Annotated in this window: 25 protein-coding genes and 1 other RNA gene; 8 read left to right on the forward strand and 18 right to left on the reverse strand. The window is 44.9% G+C overall.

The features are described 5' to 3' along the window. Positions 1-56: 56 nt before the first annotated feature. On the forward strand, positions 57-1,112 hold the full coding sequence (locus tag ACFBZI_RS09035; protein ID WP_375716001.1) for an ABC transporter ATP-binding protein: 1,056 nt from the start codon (positions 57-59) through the stop codon (positions 1,110-1,112). Positions 1,113-1,232: 120 nt separating this feature from the next. Here ACFBZI_RS09035 and ACFBZI_RS09040 read toward each other — a convergent pair whose 3' ends face one another. Next, positions 1,233-2,090, reverse strand: a complete 858-nt coding sequence (locus tag ACFBZI_RS09040; protein ID WP_375716002.1) for an SDR family oxidoreductase — start codon at positions 2,088-2,090, stop codon at positions 1,233-1,235. A gap of 371 nt (positions 2,091-2,461) precedes the next feature. Here ACFBZI_RS09040 and ACFBZI_RS09045 point away from each other — a divergent pair, with 371 nt between their 5' ends. Next, entirely contained in the window at positions 2,462-3,340 is an 879-nt protein-coding gene (locus tag ACFBZI_RS09045) for an EamA family transporter (protein WP_375716003.1), read from the forward strand. Between the two features lie 98 nt (positions 3,341-3,438). Here the strand turns inward: ACFBZI_RS09045 and ACFBZI_RS09050 are convergent, their stop codons facing one another. From ACFBZI_RS09050 to fumC, 3 genes are all read right to left on the reverse strand, one after another. After that, the gene (locus tag ACFBZI_RS09050; RefSeq protein ID WP_375716004.1) at positions 3,439-5,169 is read right to left on the reverse strand and encodes an amino acid ABC transporter ATP-binding/permease protein; all 1,731 of its coding nucleotides are present in this window, start codon (positions 5,167-5,169) and stop codon (positions 3,439-3,441) included. Then, a complete protein-coding gene (gene cydD, locus ACFBZI_RS09055) occupies positions 5,159-6,937 on the reverse strand; it encodes a thiol reductant ABC exporter subunit CydD (RefSeq protein ID WP_375716005.1) in 1,779 nt (592 codons plus the stop codon). The genes ACFBZI_RS09050 and cydD overlap by 11 nt, the downstream gene beginning before the upstream one ends. Positions 6,938-7,082: 145 nt before the next feature. After that, positions 7,083-8,471: a class II fumarate hydratase gene (gene fumC, locus ACFBZI_RS09060; protein WP_375716006.1), complete on the reverse strand. Its 1,389-nt coding sequence runs from the start codon at positions 8,469-8,471 to the stop codon at positions 7,083-7,085. Between the two features lie 240 nt (positions 8,472-8,711). Between fumC and ACFBZI_RS09065 the strand changes: the two genes are divergently transcribed. Then, a complete protein-coding gene (locus tag ACFBZI_RS09065; RefSeq protein ID WP_375716007.1) occupies positions 8,712-9,293 on the forward strand; it encodes a 5-formyltetrahydrofolate cyclo-ligase in 582 nt (193 codons plus the stop codon). A 231-nt stretch (positions 9,294-9,524) separates the two neighbouring features. Here ACFBZI_RS09065 and ACFBZI_RS09070 read toward each other — a convergent pair whose 3' ends face one another. The 13 genes from ACFBZI_RS09070 to ACFBZI_RS09130 form a co-directional block, all read right to left on the reverse strand. Further along, positions 9,525-10,316 carry a hypothetical protein gene (locus ACFBZI_RS09070; RefSeq protein ID WP_375716008.1) on the reverse strand — a complete coding sequence of 264 codons (792 nt, stop codon included), beginning with the start codon at positions 10,314-10,316 and terminating at the stop codon, positions 9,525-9,527. A gap of 111 nt (positions 10,317-10,427) precedes the next feature. Further along, positions 10,428-10,646 (reverse strand): hypothetical protein, encoded by a 219-nt coding sequence (locus tag ACFBZI_RS09075; protein ID WP_375716009.1) that lies wholly within the window; start codon positions 10,644-10,646, stop codon positions 10,428-10,430. Continuing rightward, on the reverse strand, positions 10,639-10,800 hold the full coding sequence (locus ACFBZI_RS09080) for a hypothetical protein (RefSeq protein ID WP_375716010.1): 162 nt from the start codon (positions 10,798-10,800) through the stop codon (positions 10,639-10,641). The genes ACFBZI_RS09075 and ACFBZI_RS09080 overlap by 8 nt, the downstream gene beginning before the upstream one ends. Positions 10,801-10,862: 62 nt before the next feature. After that, entirely contained in the window at positions 10,863-11,165 is a 303-nt protein-coding gene (locus ACFBZI_RS09085) for a hypothetical protein (protein ID WP_375716011.1), read from the reverse strand. Beyond that, positions 11,165-11,515, reverse strand: coding sequence for a hypothetical protein (locus tag ACFBZI_RS09090; RefSeq protein WP_375716012.1), 351 nt, complete (start codon positions 11,513-11,515; stop codon positions 11,165-11,167). The genes ACFBZI_RS09085 and ACFBZI_RS09090 overlap by 1 nt, the downstream gene beginning before the upstream one ends. 14 nt (positions 11,516-11,529) lie before the next feature. Further along, a complete protein-coding gene (gene rpe, locus ACFBZI_RS09095) occupies positions 11,530-12,219 on the reverse strand; it encodes a ribulose-phosphate 3-epimerase (RefSeq protein WP_375716013.1) in 690 nt (229 codons plus the stop codon). 289 nt (positions 12,220-12,508) lie between these two features. Continuing rightward, positions 12,509-13,327 carry an enoyl-ACP reductase FabI gene (locus ACFBZI_RS09100; protein WP_375716014.1) on the reverse strand — a complete coding sequence of 273 codons (819 nt, stop codon included), beginning with the start codon at positions 13,325-13,327 and terminating at the stop codon, positions 12,509-12,511. A gap of 247 nt (positions 13,328-13,574) precedes the next feature. Then, positions 13,575-13,671: signal recognition particle sRNA small type (ffs, locus tag ACFBZI_RS09105), an RNA gene on the reverse strand. 77 nt (positions 13,672-13,748) lie between these two features. Next, on the reverse strand, positions 13,749-14,243 hold the full coding sequence (sixA, locus tag ACFBZI_RS09110) for a phosphohistidine phosphatase SixA (protein WP_375716015.1): 495 nt from the start codon (positions 14,241-14,243) through the stop codon (positions 13,749-13,751). Positions 14,244-14,387: 144 nt separating this feature from the next. Then, positions 14,388-15,725 (reverse strand): NAD(P)H-dependent glycerol-3-phosphate dehydrogenase, encoded by a 1,338-nt coding sequence (locus ACFBZI_RS09115; RefSeq protein ID WP_375716016.1) that lies wholly within the window; start codon positions 15,723-15,725, stop codon positions 14,388-14,390. Positions 15,726-15,762: 37 nt separating this feature from the next. After that, positions 15,763-16,338 carry a nitroreductase family protein gene (locus tag ACFBZI_RS09120; protein ID WP_375716017.1) on the reverse strand — a complete coding sequence of 192 codons (576 nt, stop codon included), beginning with the start codon at positions 16,336-16,338 and terminating at the stop codon, positions 15,763-15,765. A gap of 90 nt (positions 16,339-16,428) precedes the next feature. Then, positions 16,429-17,526 (reverse strand): cell division protein ZapE, encoded by a 1,098-nt coding sequence (gene zapE, locus ACFBZI_RS09125; protein ID WP_375716018.1) that lies wholly within the window; start codon positions 17,524-17,526, stop codon positions 16,429-16,431. Between the two features lie 141 nt (positions 17,527-17,667). After that, positions 17,668-18,324 (reverse strand): alpha/beta hydrolase, encoded by a 657-nt coding sequence (locus ACFBZI_RS09130; RefSeq protein ID WP_375716019.1) that lies wholly within the window; start codon positions 18,322-18,324, stop codon positions 17,668-17,670. 512 nt (positions 18,325-18,836) lie between these two features. Here ACFBZI_RS09130 and ACFBZI_RS09135 point away from each other — a divergent pair. Next, positions 18,837-19,193 carry a hypothetical protein gene (locus ACFBZI_RS09135; RefSeq protein WP_375716020.1) on the forward strand — a complete coding sequence of 119 codons (357 nt, stop codon included), beginning with the start codon at positions 18,837-18,839 and terminating at the stop codon, positions 19,191-19,193. 217 nt (positions 19,194-19,410) lie between these two features. On the opposite strand, the gene ndk is transcribed toward ACFBZI_RS09135, so the two are convergent. Continuing rightward, on the reverse strand, positions 19,411-19,842 hold the full coding sequence (gene ndk / locus ACFBZI_RS09140) for a nucleoside-diphosphate kinase (RefSeq protein ID WP_375716021.1): 432 nt from the start codon (positions 19,840-19,842) through the stop codon (positions 19,411-19,413). Positions 19,843-20,248: 406 nt separating this feature from the next. Here ndk and ychF point away from each other — a divergent pair, with 406 nt between their 5' ends. The 4 genes from ychF to ACFBZI_RS09160 all read left to right on the forward strand — a co-directional run bounded on the left by ychF (position 20,249) and on the right by ACFBZI_RS09160 (position 24,447). After that, the gene (ychF, locus tag ACFBZI_RS09145; protein ID WP_375716022.1) at positions 20,249-21,340 is read left to right on the forward strand and encodes a redox-regulated ATPase YchF; all 1,092 of its coding nucleotides are present in this window, start codon (positions 20,249-20,251) and stop codon (positions 21,338-21,340) included. 243 nt (positions 21,341-21,583) lie between these two features. Continuing rightward, on the forward strand, positions 21,584-22,051 hold the full coding sequence (locus ACFBZI_RS09150) for a hypothetical protein (protein ID WP_375716023.1): 468 nt from the start codon (positions 21,584-21,586) through the stop codon (positions 22,049-22,051). A gap of 361 nt (positions 22,052-22,412) precedes the next feature. Then, positions 22,413-23,129 carry a TetR family transcriptional regulator gene (locus ACFBZI_RS09155; protein WP_375716024.1) on the forward strand — a complete coding sequence of 239 codons (717 nt, stop codon included), beginning with the start codon at positions 22,413-22,415 and terminating at the stop codon, positions 23,127-23,129. Positions 23,130-23,427: 298 nt separating this feature from the next. After that, positions 23,428-24,447, forward strand: a complete 1,020-nt coding sequence (locus ACFBZI_RS09160; protein ID WP_375716025.1) for an exodeoxyribonuclease III — start codon at positions 23,428-23,430, stop codon at positions 24,445-24,447. Positions 24,448-24,690 lie beyond the last annotated feature (243 nt).

The following is a 24,690-nucleotide window of genomic DNA, read 5'->3' on the forward strand; positions in this document are numbered from 1 at the left end:
TTTTATCATGATTAAAGTTTTATTTTAATGATTTTAATAATTTTAATGGTAGCACCATGACAACCCCCATTTTACAAATCAATCATCTGTATAAATCCTTTGACCAAATGCCTGTGCTTGAAGACATTTGCCTAGAGTTAAACGCTGGCGAAATGCTGTTTTTGCTCGGTGCATCAGGCTGTGGCAAGACCACGCTGCTGCGTAGTATCGCTGGCTTTGAGTCGCCAGACAGTGGCGAAATCGCTGTGCAGGGCAATATTATTTTTGATAAAAACAATAATGTAGCACCACAAGCACGCAAATTGGGCTATGTGGTGCAAGAAGGCGTACTATTTCCCCATTTGACGGTTTATCGCAACATCGCCTATGGTCTGGGCAATGGCAAAGGCAAAACCGCAGACGATAAGCAACGCATTGAAGCGGTGATGGCATTGACTGGCATTAGCGAACTTGCCAACCGCTATCCGCATGAATTATCTGGCGGACAACAGCAGCGAGTTGCTTTGGCTCGTGCGATTGCCCCCAATCCAGAGCTGATTTTGCTTGATGAGCCATTTAGTGCCTTAGATGAGCATTTACGCCAACAAATCCGTGATGAGATGCTCACAGCCCTGCGTCAAAGTGGCAAATCGGCGGTGTTTGTTACCCATGACCGTGATGAAGCGTTGCGTTATGCCGATAAAATCGCCATTATCCAAGCTGGCCGCATCGTACAAATCGGCAGTCCCCGTGAATTGTATTGGCAAGCCAAGCATCTGGAAGTTGCCAAATTTATCGGCAACAGCTTGATTTTACAGGCGAAATTAAACGGCGATGGACAAAGTGCCAACTGCAGTTGGGGTGATGTGCCAGTGCAAGTACAAAGCCAAACTTCAGCGGTGGGCAGCGTGCTGTTTCGCCCTGAGCAGCTTAGCTTGACCAGTCGCCACCCAGACGATTTTGGCTTTACCGCCACTGCTAAGCAGATTGAGCTTAAAGCCTGCGTCGCCCAAATCCACCTAGAAGCTGGCGGCGAAATGCTGACTTTGGAACAAAGTTTTGCCCCAAATGTGCAAATTGGCGAAACGGTGTCGGTGTTTGTGCATGGCAAGGGTTTGTTTTTTGGCGAATAATTTTAAATTTTGATGATAAATATTTAAATTAATTTTAAATTCAAAATCAAATAAGGCTTTGACTGTCAAGTTAATTACTTTATGGTCAAAGCCTTGAGTTTTTGCGATAATTTTTAGGTTTTAGGATTGTAATGCCGCTTGGATTGCGGTTTTTAGATCCGTTGTTGGACAGCCGAGCAGTTTGGCCAAAGTTTTATCGGTGCTAAATACCGCATCTTGTGCCACGCAGCTGTCCCAGTATGCCAAGGCTTCGGCCAGCTCATCAGGTAAGCCTGCTTGCTGCAGTGCTGCTGCATAATCGGCTTGTGGCATATCGACATAAGTGATGTCTTTGCCTGCCAATTCGCTCAAAACAGCAGCAAAATCGCTAAGCGTATAGGTTTCATCACCAGCCAATTCATAGGTTTTGCCGTGATGTTCATCGCTACTTAATACGATGGCATCAGCTTCGGCCAAATCCGCACGAGTCGCCGATGAGATTTTGCCATCTTTGGCACTGCCGTACAAGGCGTTATTAGCAAGGGCGGCTGGCACGGATTCGGTGTAGTTTTCACTATACCAAGCATGGCGTAAAATGGTGTAATCCAAGCCTGATGCTTTTAGGGCATCTTCGGTTCCACGGTGCTTAGGCCCCAAATCAGCAAACGGTGAATTGTCGGCATTGACCACGCTGGTATAAGCGATGTATGTTACGCCAGCTTTTTTGGCGGCATTGATGACATTTTGGTGTTGATTGGCACCTGCTGCACCCGGCATCATGCCTGAAATGAGCAGCAATTTATCCACGCCTTGCAAAGACGCTTCCAATTCATCAGGCTTATCATAATCGCCAGCACGCACCGCCACGCCCAAATCTGTGGCTTTTACTGGATCACGCACCAAGGCGACGATGTTGTCGGCTGGCACTCGTTTTTTAAGCTGTTCTAACACCAAACGCCCCAATTGGCCGTTGGCGGCGGTGATTGCAAATGTTGTCATGGTACACTCCATCAATCTTAAACAAAATCAAAAATAACAACAAAAATATCGTTAATGCGATCATTATACGCAAAAAGATTACTTTTAGTCAGTACTTACATTTTTGTAAGTTTGGAAAAAATTGCAAAAATTTTATAACCGATTGATTTTTATCGTATTTTTAAATTAGCAAAAACATTTACGCTATCTAAAATGCTGTTTTGGGTGCTTTTGTTGATGATAAATTTACCGCTTAAGCTAAGTACTGGACATTTATCAAAACACTGATTAAAATTGTCAAAATTGCCAAATCGCTAATTTTTGAGTGATTAAATTATCAATTTGTCCAATTATCAAATGATTAAATAATTAAATGAAGGATTGTAGAATACATGAAAACAAAAGATTGGTTGATTATCGCTGGCGTGATTTTTGCTTGGGGTATCAATTTTTTATTCATCAAAACCGCCTTGGCTGATGTTTCACCGATGGTGCTTGGGGCATTGCGTTTTGCTCTGCTGCTCGTGCCTGCGATATTTTTTATCAAATTGCCCAAATGCGACTGGCGTTGGCTGGCTTTGTATGGTTTGGCGATAAGTTTTGGGCAATTTAGCCTGATGTTTTTGGCCATTTGGCAAGGCATGCCGACGGGTCTGGCGGCTTTATTACACCAAAGCCAGATGTTTTTTACCGTGGTTTTGACCAGTGTATGCTTTGGTGAGCGAATGCGTGCGTGGCACATTGTCGGCATGATGATGGCGATGGCAAGTCTGGGGCTGATTGGCGTTGGGCAATATCAAGGCGTGCTGCCAATGATGGGCGTGTGGCTGATGCTCGCCGCTGGGCTTTCTTGGGCGGTGGGCAATTTGATTGTCAAAAAACTCGACAACATTCCGCCACTGTCTTTGGTGATTTGGGGCAATGTCTCGACGCTGATGGCTTTTATCGTGGTTTCTTTGATTTTATATGGCATTGATGGCGTGGCTGATCAAATCGGCAATCTTAGCGGACAAGGTTGGCTTAGCGTGCTGTATTTGGTGTATGTGGCAGGTCTGCTCGGCTATTCTGGCTGGGGTTATTTGCTAGCTCGCCACCCTGCCAGCCAAATCACGCCATTTGCCCTACTGATACCTGTCATTGCCTTGTTTGTTGGTTTTGGTATTTTGGGCGAAAAGCTCAACGCATGGCATCAGCTTGGTGCGATAACCTTGATGCTGGCACTGGTTGTGCAGGTGTTTGGTGGGCGTTTATTTAATAAAAATAAATTATAAAAGTAAAATTTTAAAAATTAAAAGCCACGCAAATAGGTGGCTTTTTTAATTAAATCTAGGCAATAAAGTTAAATGTTGTATCGGAATATTGTACCAAATCAGCCTTGATTCTCACCCACCTTCAATACAGCCACTTCGCCCATCTCTTGCCACAGCTGATGCGTTGAAATCAAGAGCAGTCCGATTTGCTTGGACTGTTGGGCTTGGATAAGGTTTTGCCAAACGATTTGCCGAGTTGTGTTATCCAGACCTGCAAATGGTTCATCAAGCAGCATCACCGCTTTGGGTGCAAGCAACAGGCGAGCCAAGGCGATGCGGCGTGCTTGACCGCCAGATACTGCCATGCCATATTCACCCAATGGCGTCGCCAGTTGCTTAGGTTGTGCTTTTATCCACGCCCCCAAATTGACTTTGTCAAGCACGGCATACAGCTCATCATCGGTGGCGTCTGGCTTACCTAGGCGTAGATTGTCCGCCAAAGTCTGATCAAAAATATCCACCGTTTGACCCAAAAATCCCAACCGATCACCAAAATCCACCGCCTGCCAGTCGGCACTGCCTGCACTGCCTTGCAAGCGGATTTCGCCTGCCTGTGGACGATATTCTGATGCCAATGTCTGCAAAAGCGTGGATTTGCCAACGCCAGACGGCCCAACGATAAGACAAGGCTTGTCAGAATCAATCACCGCCGACAGCCCTGTCGCCCCAATCACCGCTTTGGGAGCTTTGACCGCCACATTGTCCAAAACCAACGCCAGCTCATCACCCATACTCGCCAAAGGTTGACGCTCGCCATGTGTTTTGGTTGTAGTAATCATCTCATTTAGGCGGTTTTTTGCCTGTTGGCTGCGGCCCAACGCCAGCGGCTCAGACACCAGATTTTGGATAAATTCACCCAAACCAGCCAGCACCAACACCACCGCCAGCACCACTGCCGAGCTAAACACCGTATAATCATTGAGCGTATCAGGCAAAAATGGCATCACATCGGCTGCCGAAAACACCAGCCAAGCCAGCACCAACACTACAACCACAGCAATCGCCATCGACAGCTGAATGATTAGCATACTGACACGGCGTAGCTTATGTGATGACAATGTCAGTGCTACTTGCTCACTGTCCAACTGCTCAAGCTGGTCAATGTGGTGCTGCCATCTTTGCCAAATCAAAAGCGAAGTTAAGGCCGGCAGCACATCAAGCAATTTGGATTTGCGAGTTTCTAACAAATGGCTTTCTTGGCGTGCCAAAGCTACCCCAAAACGCAGCGTCAGCACCGCCACGATGAGTGCAAAAATTATCGGCAATAAGCCCAACCACCCTTTGGGCAAAAACCACAGCCCCACCGCCAGCATAACGACTGCACCGATTGCCATTACCCAAGGCGTTACCAATCGCAGGATAAATTCATCAAGCACATCAATGTCTTTGACCAAGCGGTGCATTTTTTGGCTGCTGGATTGTCCTTGCTGATTACGCTCAATAAAATCCAGACCAACCCATTGGCCAAAAAATCGTACTCGCAAATCCTTGAGCAAACCAAACACCGCATGGTGCGACACCATCAGATCGCCATAGCGTGATAAAGTACGGACGATGGCAAAGGTGCGGATAATTGCCGCAGGTGCCAGATAATTGAAGGTATGACTGCCCACCGCCACCAGTCCAGCCACCGCCGACATGGTAACAAACCAGCCAGACACCATCGATAAGCCCAGCACCGACCACACGGTCAATAGTCCCAAAAACCATGCCAAAATCCACAACCAAGTTTGTGTACTGATCAGCTCACGCAGCATAAATGGGCGGCTGTTTTTTTGATTATTTTTCATTTGACACCCCCAAAGTGCAGACATGGTCAAATTGCGTGGCGATGCTTGGATCGTGGCTTACCCAAATCACGGTTTTGTCGCCAGATAAGCGATGCAGCAGCATGGTAATCGCTTCGGCAGTTTGGGCGTCCAAATGCTCGGTCGGTTCGTCAAGTAGCCACACTTTGGCATCTTGGAGCAGCAGCTGAGCGATGGCAAGCCGATGAGCCTGCCCACCAGACAGGCCGCCACCACGCTCAGACAGCACTGTTTGCATCGCATTTGGCAAACTGGCAATCAGCGACCAAAGTCCCACCGCTTGCAAAGCAGCGACCATTTGCTCATCGGTGGCATCAGGTTTTGCCAATCGCAAATTATCAGCAATGCTAATCGGCAGCAGTGCTGGCGTCTGTGCCAAGTACCCAAATTGACTGCGTAACTGTGCCAAATCCAGTTCATCATAGCGGTATTGCCCATGCTCATCATGCACCACGATTTTGCCTGTGTATTGACCAAAGCCGAGCAAAGTCTGCAGCAGCGTGGATTTGCCAGAGCCGCTCTCGCCTTGCAGCAGCGTGGATTTGCCAGCAGTAAATTTCACCGTCGTTGGCGATAACCGCACTCGCCCATCATCGCCAAACACGGTAACTTGCTGCAAATCAAAGCCAATTTGCCCTGATAGCCGCACCTGTTGCCGCCCTGTTTGAGCATTTTTAAAATTGAGCATATCCACCATCGCCTTGGCAGCACCGACCGCCTGCCCTTTGATGTGGTATTCTGCTCCCAAACGGCGTAGCGGTGCATAAAACTCAGGGACAAGCAGCAAAATCATCAAAGCCGATGAATAATCGGTAATCGTCTGACCTGCATGCCACGGCAAAATGCCAATCAAGCCAAAACCCAAATACACCGCCACCAAAGCAATCGATAACGCCGATAAAAATTCAAGCACGGTGCTGTTTAAAAAAGCGACTTTTAGCACAGACATGGTTTTTTGGCGGTAAGTTTCGCTGCTGTTGTCAATATCGCCAATGGCAATGGGCGTGGCGTGCAATCTTGACAGCGTGTTCGCCCCACGAATCCAATCAAAAAACCGCCCGCCCAGCTGTGCCATGGCGTCCATTTGCTCACGGCTTTTTTTGGCAGTTGCCACGCCGATGATTGCCATAAAAATCGGTACTAAAGGTGCAGTTGCCAATAAAATCAGGGCGGCTGTGCCATTAAAAACCGCCACACAAGCCGCCAATAAAATCGGTGTCGTAACCGCCGTCTTTTTTTGCACTTCAAAACGAGCATAACCAATCAAATGCTCTGGCTCATCGATAATTTTACTTGCCAAAATGCCATCAGAACCAAAAAACCGCCGTGCCAAGCCCATCTCGCCCAGCTTATTCAATAACTGCGTCCGCACACGGCTGGCAGTCTGCACACCGATTTTGGTCAATATCGCATCACGCCAATAGCCGATGAACGCACGCAATCCCATGATGACAAACAACGGTAATAAATACCCAACCAAAGCCAGCCATGTCATGCCTTGATGGGCGGTATTTGGGACAAATAGCTGCAACCAATCATTAAAAATCTGCACCAAAATCCATGTTTGTGCCACCAAAAGTAAAGTATTTATCGTGTCGCATAGCCATGCCAGACTTAATGATTTTTTGGCAGGTTTAAAGACAGTTTTTAAAAAATTATTGGCAGCGATGTCTGCTTGTGATTGCCAAGCAGCTTTAGATTTGGCTGATTTGGCGGTCTTGGCAGATTTGGGTGAAGTGGCAGCGGTCATAAGCAGGCAATTGGTTATTATGGACAAATGTCTTATTATCGCCAAATTGTGTGCTTTTTTCAACTAAAAACACCGCCAAAGATAAAATGGCGGCGTTTTTGTGCAAATTTATCAAACTGATTTATTAAAACCGTTTGCTCATTTGTCAATTTGGCGCAATCATTTGCTCAGGTCTGACAATTTGGTCAAATTGCTCGGCGGTCAATAGACCCAGCTCTATCGCTGTTTGTTTGAGCGATTGGTTGGTTTTGTAGGCGGTTTTGGCGACTTTGGCGGCATTTTCATAACCGATATGGCGGTTAAGTGCCGTTACCAACATCAGCGAATGATGCAAATAATGGTCAATTTTTTCGGTGATTGGCTCAATGCCCACAGCACAATTATCATTAAAACTGTGTATCGCATCGCTTAATAAACGAATTGACTGCAACAAATTATAACCAATCACTGGCATATAGACATTAAGCTCAAAATTCCCCGAAGCACCTGCCATGGCGATGGTTGTGTCATTGCCAAACACTTGAGCGACCACCATCGTCATCGCTTCGCACTGTGTTGGATTGACCTTACCGGGCATGATGGACGAGCCGGGTTCATTTTCTGGAATGGCAAGCTCACCCAAGCCGCAGCGTGGGCCTGATGCCAGCCAGCGAATGTCATTGGCGATTTTATTTAGGCTGGCTGCCAGCGTTTTTAATGCCCCTGATGCAAAAACTTCGGCATCTTTTGCCGCCAATGCTTCAAATTTATTGGGTGCTGTAACAAAGTCAATGCCAGTCAAATCAGCCAAAGTCTGTGCCGCTTTGACGGCATAATCTGGGTGGCTATTTAGCCCTGTGCCGACCGCTGTACCACCCAAAGGCAATTGGCACAAGCCAAGCAATGCCTGCTCGATACGCAAAGTAGCATTATCCAACTGGCAAACATAGCCGCTAAATTCTTGACCCAAAGTCAAAGGCGTGGCATCTTGTAAATGCGTGCGGCCGATTTTGATAATGCTGTCAAATGCTACCGATTTATCCGCCAAAGTCGCACGCAATTTGGCGATGGCAGGCAACAGCTCGGCACGGATTTGCTGGGCGGCTGCCACACGAATGGCGGTTGGAAAGCTGTCGTTGGTGGATTGGGCGTGATTGACATGATCGTTGGGGTGGACTGGCTGATAACTGCCTTTGGGCTGCTCTGCGATTTCATTGGCACGGTTGGCGATGACTTCGTTCATGTTCATGTTGGACTGCGTGCCTGAACCAGTTTGCCAAACTACCAAAGGAAATTGTTCATCAAACTGCTCCGCCAGCACTTCATCGCACGCCAAGACAATCAGCTTGGCGGTGTCGTCTGGGATTCGCCCAAGGCTGGCATTGGTGATGGCGGCGGCCTTTTTGACCAATGCCATGGCGTTAATCAAAGGCTTAGGCAGTCTTTCACCGCCGATGCGAAAATTCTCACGGCTACGCTGCGTTTGCGCACCCCAATATGCCGCCGCTGGTACGGCAATCTCGCCCATGGTGTCTTTTTCAATGCGTGTTGTCATCATTTGCTCCGTTGTTATTTGGCTTTTGCCAGTCTGTGAATAAATCATTAAGATAATGGATAAAAAATTGTCGATTGGTAAATGTTAAAAATTATGCTAATCTAACCAGATTACCGTGAAATCATCGTTAAAACCGCACCAAAGCAACACCTAGCATATCATTGTTGAAAATAAATTTCAATATCTAATAATAATCATTATCGTTTTATAGGTCAATTATTTCAGGTGGAATATTAAAATATGGACAAAATGCACAGCCCTGCACAAATCCGCAAGCAAATCAAAAGCCAACGCCGTAAGCTCACCGACCGCCAACGCCGCCAATCGGCATGGCTTGCCAGTCGTTTTTTGCCAAAACTTGTGCCATTATTACCCAAAGGGGCAAAAATTGCTTTTTATTTGGACAGCTTTGGTGAAATGCCGACCGCCGTCATCGCCAAATTTTGCCAAAAATACGGCTATCAAGGCTATTTGCCCATCACACGCCAAAGCCAGCCGCTCACTTTTGCCCCCATCATGGCGACGCTGACCAAAACACCGCTCAAAAAACACCGCTTGGGCATGCTTGAGCCGATTTGCCGACCGCACCAAGACGCCAAAGCAATGGACGCCATCATTTGCCCTTTGGTGGCAGTGGATAAGGCAGGCGTGCGTTTGGGCATGGGTGGTGGCTATTATGATCGCACCTTTGAGCGGACAAAGCATTGCCTAAAAATCGCATGGTGCTATGAATTTCAAGTGCTTGATAAATTAAATAAACAGCCTTGGGATCAAAGCGTGGATATTATTATTAGTGATAAAACAATACGGCGGATTTTTTGATGATTTGAAGATTTGATGGTTTTAAAATTTTTAAAACTTGGCAAGTGTTATTTATTAAACATTTGGTACATATTATTTAAAAGATGATAAAATATCAAAACAACAAAAGGTCAAAACTGTAAATTTTATTAAAAATATATTATTAGAATAATAAATCAAAACCCCAAAAGCCAAACGGTCTTTGGGGTTTATTATAAGTGAATTAATAATAAAGTAATTTATAAAATTTTATCAACTGTAATGCACTGGCTCTTCGTCATACACATGAGCATGCCAAAAGTTAGACTGCCGCTGAACAACGCTGGCAATCGCCGCATGAATCATCGCCTGCCCAACAATGCGAGCGTCATTGCCCAGCATGTCTTTGACTTGCTCCGAAAACGCAATACTCACCAAGGCTTCGTCCGTACCGACTTCACGCAAAGTCATCGCCCCTGATGGCTCTTCGATAAATTCCAATAACGCTTCTTGAACAAAGCCGTTTTTGGTTTTTTTGGCTCTCTTGCGGCGTTTTTTGGGGGTGGCGGTATGGTCAATATCGCTGGCACTGTCGGCAGCCACTGTATCATTTGCCAAACCATCGGCATTGTCCGAATTGTCCGTTTCGCTGTTGGTGATTTTTTTGCGAGTACGGCGTTTTTTGGGAGCGGTATCGGTGCTGTCAGCATTGCCATCTTGAGCGGTGGTATCATTGGCTTGGCTGGTTTTTTTGCGTGTCCGCTTAGGCTTAGATTGGGACTGGGGCAAAAATGCCGCTGGCAAATCCACGCCCAAACTGCCCAAATGCTCACCGATTTGGGTCAGTACTTCAGGATCGACAAACTGAGCAATCGCCATGGCAATCGCATCAATCACCGTCTCATCGCCCTGCCCATGCACTTCTTGAAAAAACAGCTCATGCAAAACCGCCAAAGTCTCGCCATTGTCCAAAGTCTGCTCGACCAACTCATTGACAAAAGACAGCCTGTCTTCAACGCTCATTGTTTGCCAATTTTTAATTGTCTGTGAAGTTTGTTTTGTCATTATATCAGACCGTTATCGTTATGGTGATTGGGTTTGTATCATGCCGATATATATGGTATCGCTGGCTTAATTTTCAAGTGAAATCAGGTTTATCTTTATCAATCCAAATCGCTAGCTGCCATAATAACTGCCATCGTCCTGCCGCCATGACACAGCAGGGGCGGTAAGATAAAAATACAAATTGACTTCTTCGTCCAATTCATCAGTGGCATCTTTGGGGAAATTATCCTTAAGATAGGCAACGATTTCATCTGATGGTGCGTCCCAAACATCATAGCCTTCGTGCCAAAGATGATTAGGCGGGGAAAATTGAATCAGCCCACTATCCAAAGCTTCTTTGGTGAGCTGAAAAAAACAGGGATTTTTGTTCTTCAAATGTAATATTTGGCAAAGACGCTGGAATGTTTTCAAATAACGCAGAAAACCATAAGTTTTTGGCATCTCTATACATTTCTTGCTTGATTTTATCAGAAATTTCAATCATGCTTTTTCTCTCTTTTGGGTCAATTTGATGGTTTTATCATCGCCCAACACCCAAGCCAATCCTTAACGCCAATAACGCAATTTTGCCATCATAAATAAAAATGCCACAAACATGCCCAAATAATACGCCATACGCACATCAAAATCGGCATCACGCCATTTCATCGGCATGGCAACCAATGCCGTAAACGCTGGGATAATAATCAAAGTTATCAGCCAATTTTCTAGCACATGCAGCCAGCCTTCTTTGCCGCCATAGCGAAGTCCTGACAGCCCAATGAGCAAGCAGGCGACAATTAATAGCAAAATCAATGGCTTGGGAATGTCCTTGGGCGTGATGGCATCTGGGATAAGTTTGTTTAACATCAGCTGTATATTCCCATGATGGATAATAAAGCAACAACAGACAAGAGCCAACCGAGCGTCAGAGCGTTTCTGGGGTGAATGGCTGCCTTGGTAAAATGATTGACACACAGACTGCCAAGCCATATCAAAACTGGCACGCCGATGACAAAAGTAAAAATAACAACCGCCGCTTGTGGCAACATCTGCGACAATTCATCACCAAACATCAGGCGAAACGCATAGCCAGCGACACTCAGCACAACGCTCGCCAAGCACAGACCGATAGTAAATGACATCGGCACGATGCCAACTTTTGGGGTTTGGGCGGTATTTTGATTGGATTGATTTGGCTGATTGGGTAAATTTGGCATAATTATTCCCATCATTAAGAAATTTTGGCTTGGGCGGCTTTGGCAAGCTCATCTCGCATGGCATCAATCACCGCTTTATAATCGGCTTGATTAAAAATCGCCGAACCTGCCACAAACATATCTGCACCCGCTTCGGCGATGGTGCGAATATTCGCCACATTCACGCCACCATCGACTTCTAGGCGAATATCTCGACCGCTGGCATCGATACGCTGACGCACGGCACGCAATTTATCCAGCGTACCATCGATAAATTTTTGACCGCCAAACCCGGGATTGACGCTCATGAGCAAAATTTGATCCACTTTATCCAAGGTATAATCCAAATAATGCAGCGGCGTGGCTGGGTTAAAGACCAGACCGCACTTAGCACCGCCATCTTTGATAAGCTGTAAACTTCTGTCAATATGATCCGACGCTTCTGGGTGAAAAGTAATGATATCCGCCCCTGCCTTTAAAAATTCTTCAATCATGCGATCCACAGGCGACACCATCAAATGCACATCGATGGGAGCGGTGATGCCATAATCCTTGAGTGCTTGGCAAACCATCGCTCCAAAGGTGAGATTTGGCACATAATGATTGTCCATCACATCAAAATGCACCACATCGGCACCAGCGTCCAGCACCGCTTGAACATCATCGCCCAAACGAGCAAAATCAGCGGATAAAATCGATGGTGCAATCAAATAAGGCTTGGTCATAATCAATTCCAATATCAAAGTTTAATGCAAAATGCTCAAAAAAAAGTCAGATAAAATATGCACTATCATACCAAAACAGACCAAAAAAAGCCAATAAACAAAAGCCGAACCTTTGGTTTTGTCCAAAAGTTCGGCGAAATGGGTAAATTTGGCTGCCTTTATCAAATCAAAGTTGGTGAATCGAAGTTGTCAAATACGCTTGGATTCATGCAATTTGATAAAAATCACAATTGCCATTAACTGATAATTAATCGTTAATTAATAACAATTGGCAGTTAGCAATCCATCATCATTCATCGCTTGCCATTGCCATGATTTGCTCGCTGATGGCGACGGTGTTAAATCCTGCATCGACAAACAAAATCTCGCCAGTTACGCCACTTGCCCATGGCGACAATAGGAACAATGCCGCATTGCCGACTTCTTCTTGGCTGACATTGCGTTGTAGCGGAGCAATTTTTTCGCTGACATCAAGCATACGGCGGAATGATTTGATGCCGCTGGCTGCCAAGGTGCGGATTGGTCCTGCACTGATGGCATTGACACGAATGCCTTCACCGCCCAATGACGATGCCAAATAACGCACGGACGCTTCAAGACTTGCTTTTGCCATGCCCATAACATTGTAATTTGGTAACACAGAAATGCTGCCTTCATAAGTCAAAGTCAATAACGAACCTTGGCGTGCTGCCAGCAATTCTCGCCCTGCTTTTGCCAGTGCCACAAAACTGTAACTGGAAATATCGTGGGCAATTTGGCTGCCTTCACGAGTGGTGGCAGCGGTAAAATCGCCGTCCAATTGATCGGCAGGGGCAAAACCGATGGCGTGAACGATGCCGTTAATGCCTTGATCATCGCCCTGCCCCCAATGCGTCGCCACTTCAGCAAAGCACGCCGCAATGGACGCATCTGAAGCGACATCACACTCGATCACAGCAGTGGCGTTGAACGCTTCGGCCGCCATCTCGACACGCTTTTTGATTTTGTCATTGGGATAAGTCAAAATCAACTCAGCACCTTCACGATGCAGGCTCTCGGCGATTGCCCAAGCGATGGATAATTTACTGGCGATACCAGTAACCAAAAAACGCTGACCTTTTAGTAGCATGGCTTTTCCTTATTGCATTAATTGCAAAAATTACAAAAATTTCGCCTATTATAACACGGAAAATTTAATTATGCGATAAAATTGGTACAAATGTAAACTTATCAGCCAATAAAAAGTCAAAATTGGTAAAATTTAAAAAAAAGCAATCAAAAAAATCAGTAAAATCGGACAATCAGTAAAAATGGGAAAAACAACAAACCAATGGCGGTTTATTGAATAGAAGGGCAAAATTTGGACAAAAAAATGACTTCATCAGCACATCTTCGGCACACTTTGTATCTACTACCGTTGCTACCTTCCGGTCCTGGCGGGGTTCATAGTACACAGTTGCGAAGCTACCGATGAAGCCAAGTCCGTATTATACGCAAAATTTTGGCATTTGCAAGTAAAATTTTGGCATTTGGACAAATTCATGCATGAATTAGGGCTGCACTGGCACAAAGCGATCCACGCAACGCCCCAAATCCGCCGCCAAAACATGGGTTGTCAATACACGACATTCTGCCAATTCAAAAGACGCAGGACTTAGACCGTCAAGGTGAGCCACCATATAGGCGACAATAGGCATATGACAAACCACGGCAATGCATTTATCATCGGTATCATCGCCAAACTTACTGGTAATGGCATAATCAATGTCAGCAATCGCCGTGTTGGGATCATCATCAGGGGTGATGCTGCTGACCGTGATAAAACTCGGCTCCTGCCCTGCGGCGTTGGCGTGTGCCAGCAGCGTCTTGGCGGTTTGATCGGCACGATTATAAGGACTGGCGATAATCAAATCCAGCGTATGCCGTGCCGTGATGTATTCGGCAGTCTGGGCGGCTTGAGTTTGCCCAAACTCGGTCAGATTTCGCCCAGCGTCATCATCACAATATGGTTCAGCCTGCCCATGTCTGATAAAAATCAGTTTCATGTTTTATCCTTGATTTTGTAGTTTAATTTTATAGTTTAAATTGAAATTTAATCATTAAAATTTAGCAATCAAACAATTTCAACAATTGCAATTTGCCCATTGAGCAATTTATCAAATCACCAAACCTGCCAAATTTTGACCGCTCTACTCATCAGTCGGTGCTGACAAATCAGGCTCATCTTGCTTTGGCTTGGCATCGGCACTGCTTTTGAGTACTTCGCTAAATTCTTGGCTTAGGCGGACATTACTCTCATCTTGGGGCAGGACAAATTCAACATCACTTCTAAAACCCGTTTCCATCAAATTTAACGCCACGCCCAAAGCGGACTTATCTTCGTACAGCACGGCATATAACGCATGCGTAATCGGCATATAAATGCCCAATTCCTTGGCTCGTGTGTGTACCTGAGCGATGGTATTGACCCCTTCGGCAGTTTGCCCCAATTTTTTGACCGCACTGTCTAGGCTAGCTCCTTTGCCCAGCATATGCCCCACTCGGTAGTTGCGACTTAGCACCGAACTGCAAGTGGCGTACAAATCGCCCACGCCAGACAAACCCAAAAAAGTCAATGGGTCAGCACCCACCGCCACCCCAAAACGGCTCATCTCCGCCAAAGCTCGAGTCAAGAGCATCGCCTTAGTATTCTCACCAACTTCATAAGCTGCTGCCATACCCATGGCGATGGCGTAGATATTTTTTAATGCCCCACCAAGCTCAACGCCCTTGATGTCGCTACTGGCAAAAACACGAAAAAATGCACTGTGCAGGGCTGTTTGCACCGCTTTTCTAAGCAGCTCAGACTCGGACGCAATGACCGTTGCTGATGGCATATTATCCATGATTTCAACTGCCAAATTGGGGCCGCTCATGACACCAAAATTCACTTCAGGCAGCACTTCTTGGATAATGTCGCTCATCATCGCAAAAGTGTCTTTTTCCATGCCTTTGGTCAAAGATACCACCGCTTGATGGCTGATAAACGGCTTAATATTGGTCAATAGCTCACGAAATGCCGAACTTGGCACGGCAACAAAAATCACATCAACGCCTGATACTGCCGCTTGCAAATCGTGGCTAAATTTTAATCGGTCGTCCAGTTTGTGATTGGGCAGATATTTTTTGTTAATGTGGGTTTTGGTCAATGATTTGACCGTTCTCTTATCACGCACCCACAAGGTCGCATCGCAGCCATTTTTGGCAGCCAAATTCGCCATCGCCGTGCCAAAACTGCCACCGCCCAAAAACGCAAATTTAAGCGTCTGCTGTGTCGATAATGACCGCTCTGCCGCCTGTATCGATTCGGCAAGCTCGACAGATTTTTTCTTTTTTAGTCCTGCCAATTCGGCAATGCTTGAGATAATCGGTGCATTGGACAACTCCGATTCTTTAAAAGCATTCACCGCATCATCAATGCTCACACTGGCAGCATCGACAATTTTTTTTACTTTGGGGTTTTTGACAGCAGGTTTGCGTAGCTTCATGCTTGCGTCCTTGATTAATTAAGTTTTATTAAAAAAATTAGCTTCGGTACTCAACAAAATCCGCCAAATCAACCGCTTCTCGTGGCGGCATCTGCACAGAGCTTGAGCCAGTATAAATCAAGCCACAAATGGTGTCTGCCTGATCCACACCAAAATGTGCCTTGACCGCTGGCGTGTTACACAAAGGCCCTGTCCGCCAAACGCTGCGATAGCCGATAGACTCAAGGGCAAGCAGCATATTTTGGGCTGCCGCCCCTGCACTGAGTAGCTGCTCAAAGGCTGGCACTTTTTCGTGCTGCTTTAGGCAAGTGGCGACGACAATAACCATCGGAGCTCGCAGCGGCATATTTAGCACTTTATTCATCGCTGCATCGTCGAGCGTCTCGCCTTTGGCAGCCGCTTCATCTTTAGCAGCGGTGAGTAAAACTTGCCCAAACTCAACCAATGCCCCATCAGTCAGCACCCAAAACCGCCAAGGCTTAAGCTGCTTATGGTCTGGGGCAACCATCGCCGCCGACAGCACCGCTTGCAATTCATCATCATTGGGCATCGGCAGACACAGCTTGCCAATACTGCGGCGTTGGTGAATGATGTCTAAAATGTCATTTTTCATTATATTATCCTTGTTTGGGTTTGTTTCGTTTGGGTTTGTTAAGCTGTTTTTAATGATTTTGACTGATGATTTTATTAATTTTGTCAATTATCAATCCAAGCGATGCTCGGCTGCCAAATAATCTTCAGATTGCATCTCAAGCAGGCGTGAACGAGTTCTTTCGATTTCAAAAGCCAGTTTTTCGCCTTGATACAAATCAAGAATGGATTGCTCGGCACGGATTAATAATTTGACACGGCGATCATAAAATTCATCAACCAAATAAATAAATCGGCGAGTCGGATCCATCAAAGTATCATTCAAAAATGGCACATTGTCCACCATCACCGTGCTAAAATCGTTGGCAATTTCAATAAAATCCGCCGCCGAGCGTGGCTGCATGCACAAGGCACGAAAATCCGCCAGCAGCATGGTTTCAGTGCGTTTGACAATCTCAATTTCACGACCGCCAATGACAATCGGCTTACTGCTCGCCGCTTGACCGCCTGCCAAGCTGTCAAAACGCTCAGAAAGCCAATTTTGGCTGTCGGCAGTCAGTGGCGAAGTGTAGAGTTTGGCTTGTTTTAGCAGTCGCAAACGATAATCGATGCCTGCATCAATATTCATCACCGTGGTGTGCTTTTCGACTTGGGCAATCGCTGGCAAAAAGCGATCTCGATGAATGCCGTTTTTATAAAGTCCAGCTGGTTCAATGTTTGAAGTCGCCACCAAAGTAATGCCACGATCAAACAGCATGGTGAACAAATCGCCCAAAATCATCGCATCAGACACATTGGAAACAAAAAATTCATCAAAACAAATCACCACCGCTTCTTTGTGGATAATGTCGGCAACTTTTTGCAAAGGATCGACCTGCCCTTGCAGTGCCACCAGCTCTTTTTGTACACGCTGCATAAAGTGGTGAAAATGCATACGCATCTTTTTTTCGATGGGCAAGCTGTCATAAAACATGTCCATCATCCAAGTCTTGCCACGACCCACGCCGCCCCACATATACAGACCCTTTGGCATAGTAGGTTTTGATTTGAACAAACTGGCAAACCAACCGCCTTGATTGGCTTGGTTTTTGACAATTTGTTGATGCAGCTCGTCCATATAAGTGACTGCCGCCAGCTGAATGGCATCTTCGCTAAATTCACCCGTTGCCAAGGCAGCATGATAACGAGCTAAGGGGCTTTGCTGTGTCATTATTTATCCTTTTGGGTATTTTAATTTTTACTAAATTTTATCACTATTTTAAAGGTTTAAACTCTCAAAATTTAAAAATCTCAAACCATTTAAAATAACTTAAATATTTAAGCCTTTTATCAAGCAAATTTTAATCGTATTTTATGGCAGCGTGTGTGCTTGCAAAGCGTCTTTTAACTCAACCAATTTGGCATGGAAAAAATGCCCTGTTGGAATCACGGTGCTGGCAATTTGATAACGCTTGGCAAAATCCGCCAACAAAGCAGGACTGACCAACTCATCAGCATCACCATAAATCATAAAAGTGCGATCTGCCTGCCAGCTGGGAATTTTGCCGCCAAATCGCTGTATCGATGGGGCAATCAGTGCCAGATTGTGCAGATTTACTTCACCCAAATCAAGTTCACCAACTTCATCACTGCCCAGCAAATTTGCCAAGCGGCAAGCAATATAACCGCCAAAGCTAAACCCACCTAGCCACAATTTGCGGGCAGGCGTACAACTTAGGGCATAACGCAGCACCGCCAAAGCGTCCGCCAGCTCGCCATCGCCTGTACCCACACTGCCTGATGAGCGACCCACGCCACGAAAATTAAAACGAAAAACATCCATATTGGCATCACGGCAAAAGCGGTACATGGTGCTGACCACCTTATTATTCATCGTGCCGCCTTGGGTTGGATTGGGGTGGCATAAAATCGCCAACGCATCAGACGCACAGCGTTCGCCGTCCTGCAAGATGCTATCAATCTCCAAAACGCCACTGGGGGCATCGATGAGCTGGATTTGTTGTTTCATAAATCGTTATGCCAATTTTAGTGTACAGTTTTTCACTGACAATGTTTTAATTTTAAGTTTGTTTTTAAACTATGTTGGCTTTTAATCCATTTAAATCAATCAAAAAACCAATAAATTATCGCATTATACCATATTTTATGCTGGTGCAAAATCCACAAAATCAGCAAGCGGCGTTTTGTCAATTTTTATCCATCAGACCCAAAATCTATCCCAAAGCCATGCCTGCCGTGCCTTGCCAATATTGTCCGCCTGTTATCTGCGGTGTAATTTGCTCACCTGTAAAAATCACTGTACAAAAATCCCACACACAAGCAATCTTAGCGTCTTGTAATGCTGTTGTTTCTTGCTATACTGGTAGTTATTGCCAATGTTGTTGAGCATTGATTGAAAATTTTTAGTTAAACTTGGGTTAAAAATTGGTATCAAATGGCATTGGTTGCTTTTGTGCCATTTGACATCGCAATTATCGGATAAATTTTTAATATTTACTAAACTTGTCATAAGGTGGATTTATGAAAAAACTACTTTGCATCGCTGCTGCCGTCACTTTGCTGTCGGCCTGTGCCAGCACCAGCAGCACCGCCCCTGTCATCACTCGCACCGATGGCGTTCACGAAACCACAGGACTTGGCGTAAGCAAACTAAAAGCCCAAGAAGCCGCCCTAGCAGCCGCCAAAAAACAATGTGGCAATCGCACGGTGCTGATCGTTTCGGATAAGACCACCTATAATGGCGTTTTGGACGAAAAAACAGGACGCATCATCGAGCAAGGCGTGGGCGTTATCGGTGCTGTCTTTGGGCAAGCAACACCAAGCCTAAGTCGCAATGACGATTATGAATATCAAATCAAATTCCAATGCCAAAGATAAGCCATACTATCATTTGAGCAGATTTTTATTTTAAAGATTTGATTTTGTGATTTTAATAAAATCTAAACAAAACCTGAGCATTTGATTGGCTTGGGTTTTTATTTATCTTGGTTTTGATTTTTAGCAATTATTAATAAAATAAGTTTGTTAATAAAACAAAAAACAGCCGCCAAAAAGACGACTGTTTTTATAATCTTGGCTAATCAATAAGCAAAGATTAACGAGTGCGTGGATAGATTTCGTCAGCACCGAAGAAGTAAGCGATTTCACGCTCAGCAGAAGCCACAGAGTCAGAGCCGTGTGCTGCGTTTTCGTCAATGCTTACTGCAAAATCTGCACGGATTGTGCCAGCAGCAGCTTCTTGTGGGTTGGTTGCACCTAGGATTTCACGGTGTGCCAATACAGCATTTTCACCTTCTAGAACCGATACCACAACTGGACCTGAAGTCATGAAAGCCACTAGGTCAGCAAAGAAACCACGCTCTTTATGCTCGGCATAAAAACCTTCGGCGTCTGCTTGAGATAGGTGCTTGTATTTCATTGCAACTGGCTTAAGGCCTGCTTTTTCAAAGCGAGCAACGATGTCGCCGATGTGGCTTTTGCCAACTGCGTCTGGCTTAATGATAGATAAAGTGCGTTCGATAGCCATGGGTAAAATCCTTATGCTAAATGAAGTTTAGAAAAATCCTAAAAATTATAGCAAAAATTTTGGCAATTTTCATCTTTTTTTTCGCCTTTATTTTGCGTAAATTTTGGGATTTGCTGAATTTTTGTTGCATTTTTGCCAATTTTAGCCGCTTTAGCACAATTTTTGGCAAAATTGCCCAGCTGCCTTTAATTCTTGTTTTGATTCTGTTTAATATTTTTAAAATTTTTAAATCGATTTAATTTGATGGCTTAAAAATTTACCCAAAGGCAGCCGAAACCAGACAATCTTGCCAAAAGCAAAGCAACAAAACCAACAAAAGCTATAAAAAACCGATTATCTTTGGTATAATGGCAAATTTGACAATCAACTTGACAACCTAACCGCTTTAACCGATAGAGAATTGATTATGGGCTTTAACTGTGGCATCGTAGGCTTACCTAATGTTGGCAAATCTACCCTTTTTAACGCATTGACCAAAGCAGGTATCGCTGCTGAGAATTTTCCATTTTGCACCAAAGATCCTAATACTGGCATCGTCCCTGTGCCAGATCCACGCCTAAAAGCATTGGCAAAAATCGTCAATCCTGAACGCACGATTCCGACCAGTATGGAATTTGTGGATATTGCTGGCTTGGTCGCTGGTGCATCAAAAGGCGAAGGCATGGGCAACCAGTTTTTGGCAAATATCCGTGAAACAGACGCCATCGCTCATGTGGTTCGCTGCTTTGATGATGACAATGTAATCCATGTTGATGGCCGTGTCAATCCGCTGTCTGACATCGAAACCATCAATACCGAACTTGCCTTGGCTGACCTTGACGCAGTATCTCGTGCCATCACCAATCTAAATAAAAAAGCCAAAGGCGGCGATAAAGACGCTCAAGCGGCGTTGGCTGTTTTTCAAAAAATTGAGCCATTTTTGGCGGACGGTAAGCCTGCTCGCTTGGCAAATTTGGACGATGACGAGAAAAAACTCATCAAAAGCTATGGCCTTATCACCCTAAAACCTGTGATGTACATTGCCAATGTCGCCGAAGATGGCTTTGAAAACAATCCTTATTTGGACAGCGTGCGTGAATTTGCCGCTAACGAAGATGCCATCGTTGTGCCACTGTGCAACCAAATTGAAGCCGAAATCGCCCAGCTTGATGAAGAAGAAAAAGCCGAGTTCTTAGAAGGCTTGGGCTTGGCGGAAGCTGGACTGGATCGAGTGATTCGTGCTGGTTATCAGTTATTAAATCTACAAACTTATTTTACCGCTGGTGTCAAAGAAGTGCGTGCATGGACGGTCAAAGTCGGTGCTACCGCCCCTGAAGCTGCTGGCGTGATTCATACCGACTTTGAGCGTGGCTTTATCCGTGCCGAAGTCATTGGCTATGATGATTTTATTGAGCATGGCGGCGAAAAAGGTGCTGCCGCTGCTGGCAAATCTCGCCTAGAAGGTAAAACTTACATTGTCCAAGACGGCGATGTGATGCATTTTAGATTTAATGTCTGATTTTATGGGTTGTCATTGCACGGCTTGATTGGCTTACCAATCTGTCCCAAAACTTGCTCAAACTTGGGCAATATTGGGGCAGCGTTGGGGCAATATTAAGATAATGACAATCATAGTAACAAAAATACCGCAAAGCATTTGAAACATGGCGGATTATTTGTTATATTATTACACCCAATTTGGTGATTTTATCATTTATTCTTAGATTTATCCTTAAATTCGTTTTATCAAAAAGAGTTCGTTATGAATCAAAAGTTACTTATCGCATCTGTTGTCGCTGCTTTATCATTGACTGCTTGTAATAAGCCTGCCCCACAGCCAGCCGATGCCGCCCAAACCGAACAAGCCGCCGATGCACACGAGCATCATGACCACGACCATGACCATGATCACGATGGACACGATCATGATCACGAAGGGCATGATCACGAACACCATCACCACCATCATGACGAAGGCGACGCTTACCAATGCGGCGATAAAACCGTACATATCGTTGTCCACAACCACGATGGCAGAATCGAAGCTCACCTAACCGATGATGGCGTGGTGTATGACCTAGACCAAGACCCAGCCAACGCCAACCGCTACATCACTGATGACGGTATCCAAGGCGATGACAAAGCCATGAGCCTTGAGCTAAAAGACGATAAAGCCATCGTTGCTGGCAGCGACAATGCCGTATTGCTAGACTGTGTCAAACAAAAATAATCGGCTTTATTATTGCGGTATCTGATTGGCATTTGCTATCAGTATCACAAACAACCAGTCATCACCCATCAACAATCCGCTGATGGGTGATTTTTTGGCGGTGTTTTGGCGTAAGCTGTCATCAGTGGGATATATTTTTGCTAAAATTTTTATGTATTTTAAATAAAATATACACCCAAACCAACCAATAAAACCGCCCAAATAACGCACCTTGGTGTATTTTTGATAATTTTTTATCATTTTTTTATAAAAATCAAACAAAACAATCCGATAAACACTTGCAACAATATCACTTTTTATCCATAATATACAACCATTCTCTGAAATGTTTACTTAACAAACGCCAATCATTGGACGAACTATGAGCATCGAAAAATCAACCAATCGTGAACAAAAAAAACGGCAAACTCGTCAGGCTTTTTTTAATGCCGTGCTGGATTTGTGTATGAATGGACAGGGTTATAGCTCCATCAGTCTGCGGCAGGTTACTCGTGAAGTTGGCGTTGTGCCGACAGCGTTTTATCGCCATTTTGATGATATGGAAAGTCTTGGCAAAGCCTTGGTTGAAGATGAGCTTGGCGGCGCACTTGCCATGCTCCGTGAGCATATGCAGTTGGGGCGTAAGCGGAGTTTTGATCGCCAAATCGCCAAAAGCGTGCAGCTGTTTTTTAAGGCGGTGAATGCCCAGCCCCGCTATTGGCAATTTATCGCCAGCGAACGCTTTGGCGGCTCAGAAGCGGTTCGCCGTGCCATCGGTGAGCAAATCGGCACTTTTGCCAAGATTATGGGTGAAGATTTGGCGTTGCAGCCTGCTTTTGAGCATATCAGCAGCTATGATAGATTTTTGCTTGCTGAAACTGGGGTGAACTTGTCGTTTTCGTGGATTATTGATTGGCTAGATTTGACTTATGTTTCTGATTTTCTTGATAATGAAACTCGCCCAAGCCAAGCCGAACTTGAACTCAAAAAACAAGAAATGCTACACCGCTGCACTCGCCAAATGCAAATGGTGCTTTATGGTGCGTATAACTGGAAATCCAGTGAAGAAACGCTACTGGACGAGAGCATTAAAAATTAAAACCTGTGTTTAATTTATCATTTATCATTTATCACAATTTAATCATTTATCGCAGATTATCGCAAATTCAGGCATAAATTTAATGATAGGTTTAATAATCATTTCATCATAATTTAAGTTTAAGTTTAAGCACAGCCATTGGGTCAATTGATGTTTTTGAATGCAAATTGAAGGTAAAAAATGTCAATTGACCAAGTGTTTTAAACAATAACTTGTGATTTAATGATTAATTTTGATTATCTTTTATTTTAGTTATATTGTTAAAATAAAAACAAATTTCGATTAAAAATTAACTTTTATGACCAGCAGTAAAACCAACAAACCCAAATCCATTCTTAATAAAACCCCACAGCCACAGCCATCGCTCACGGCTGATGCAGTAGATACAGATACCATCATCAAGCCCAAACGTATCGCCAAGACTGCCACCACCAACGCCCCAAAAGTGGACGGCAACAAGCCACAGCCTGCCATCAAGCCTAATGATGTCGTGCCTTCTAAGGCGATTTATGACAATCCTAATCAGGTGCTGCGTGTCGTCTCCATCAATGTCAATGGGCTGCGTTCGGCAGAGAAAAAAGGCTTTTTTGACTGGTTGGCCGTCAGTGATGCCGATGTCGTCTGTATCCAAGAATCACGCATTACCCACGAGCAGTGGACGGATAAATTCCACCCAGACGGTTGGCACACCGCCCTATTTGCCGCTGAGCGTGCAGGCTATGCTGGCACGGCAATTTATAGCCGCCTGCCTTTTGTGGCAGTAACAAAAGGCTTGGGTTTTGAGCTGGCGGACAGTCAAGGCCGCTTTATCACTGCCGAATTTGACTTGTCCGCCAAAGGCATCGACTATCCTGTGCATATTGCTTCTTTGTACTTGCCATCTGGCTCATCAGGCGATGAAGCCCAAGCCAGAAAGGACAGTTTTTTGCAGGATTATCGGCAAATTCTCACAGACTGGCGACAACAAAACAAATCCATCATTGTCTGTGGCGACTATAATATCGTGCATAAACGCATTGATATCAAAAACTGGTCAGGCAACCAAAAAGCGTCAGGTTGCCTACCGCATGAGCGTGCTTGGCTGGATCACATCTATGATGATTTGGGTTATGTGGACACTTTTCGAGTGGTGCGACACGATGCCGATATTTATTCTTGGTGGTCAAATCGTGGGCAAGCTCGTGCCAAAAATGTCGGTTGGCGTATCGACTACCACGCCTGCTCACCCGATTGGCGTACTCGCACCATTGGAGCTTGGGTGTACAAAGACACTTGGTTTAGCGACCATGCCCCTGTGATTATCGATTATCAGTTATAATTTATAATTGATAGTTTGTTAAGTAAATTAGCATCATTATCAAATCCAAAAAGCAATGCTGTCAAATGATAGCATTGCTTTATTTTGCCCTGAAACATGGGCATTGATTACTCTTTACCATTTGCCATTTGCATTGTTCATTGCCAATCATCACAAAATCCGCCCATTTTTTCTCTTTTTTGCCATCATTATTCACAAGTAACATTTTTATATTTTATTATTTCAATAATGCTATTCATAAAT

This window comes from Moraxella marmotae (assembly GCF_042219885.1).
GTDB lineage: Bacteria > Pseudomonadota > Gammaproteobacteria > Pseudomonadales > Moraxellaceae > Moraxella > Moraxella marmotae.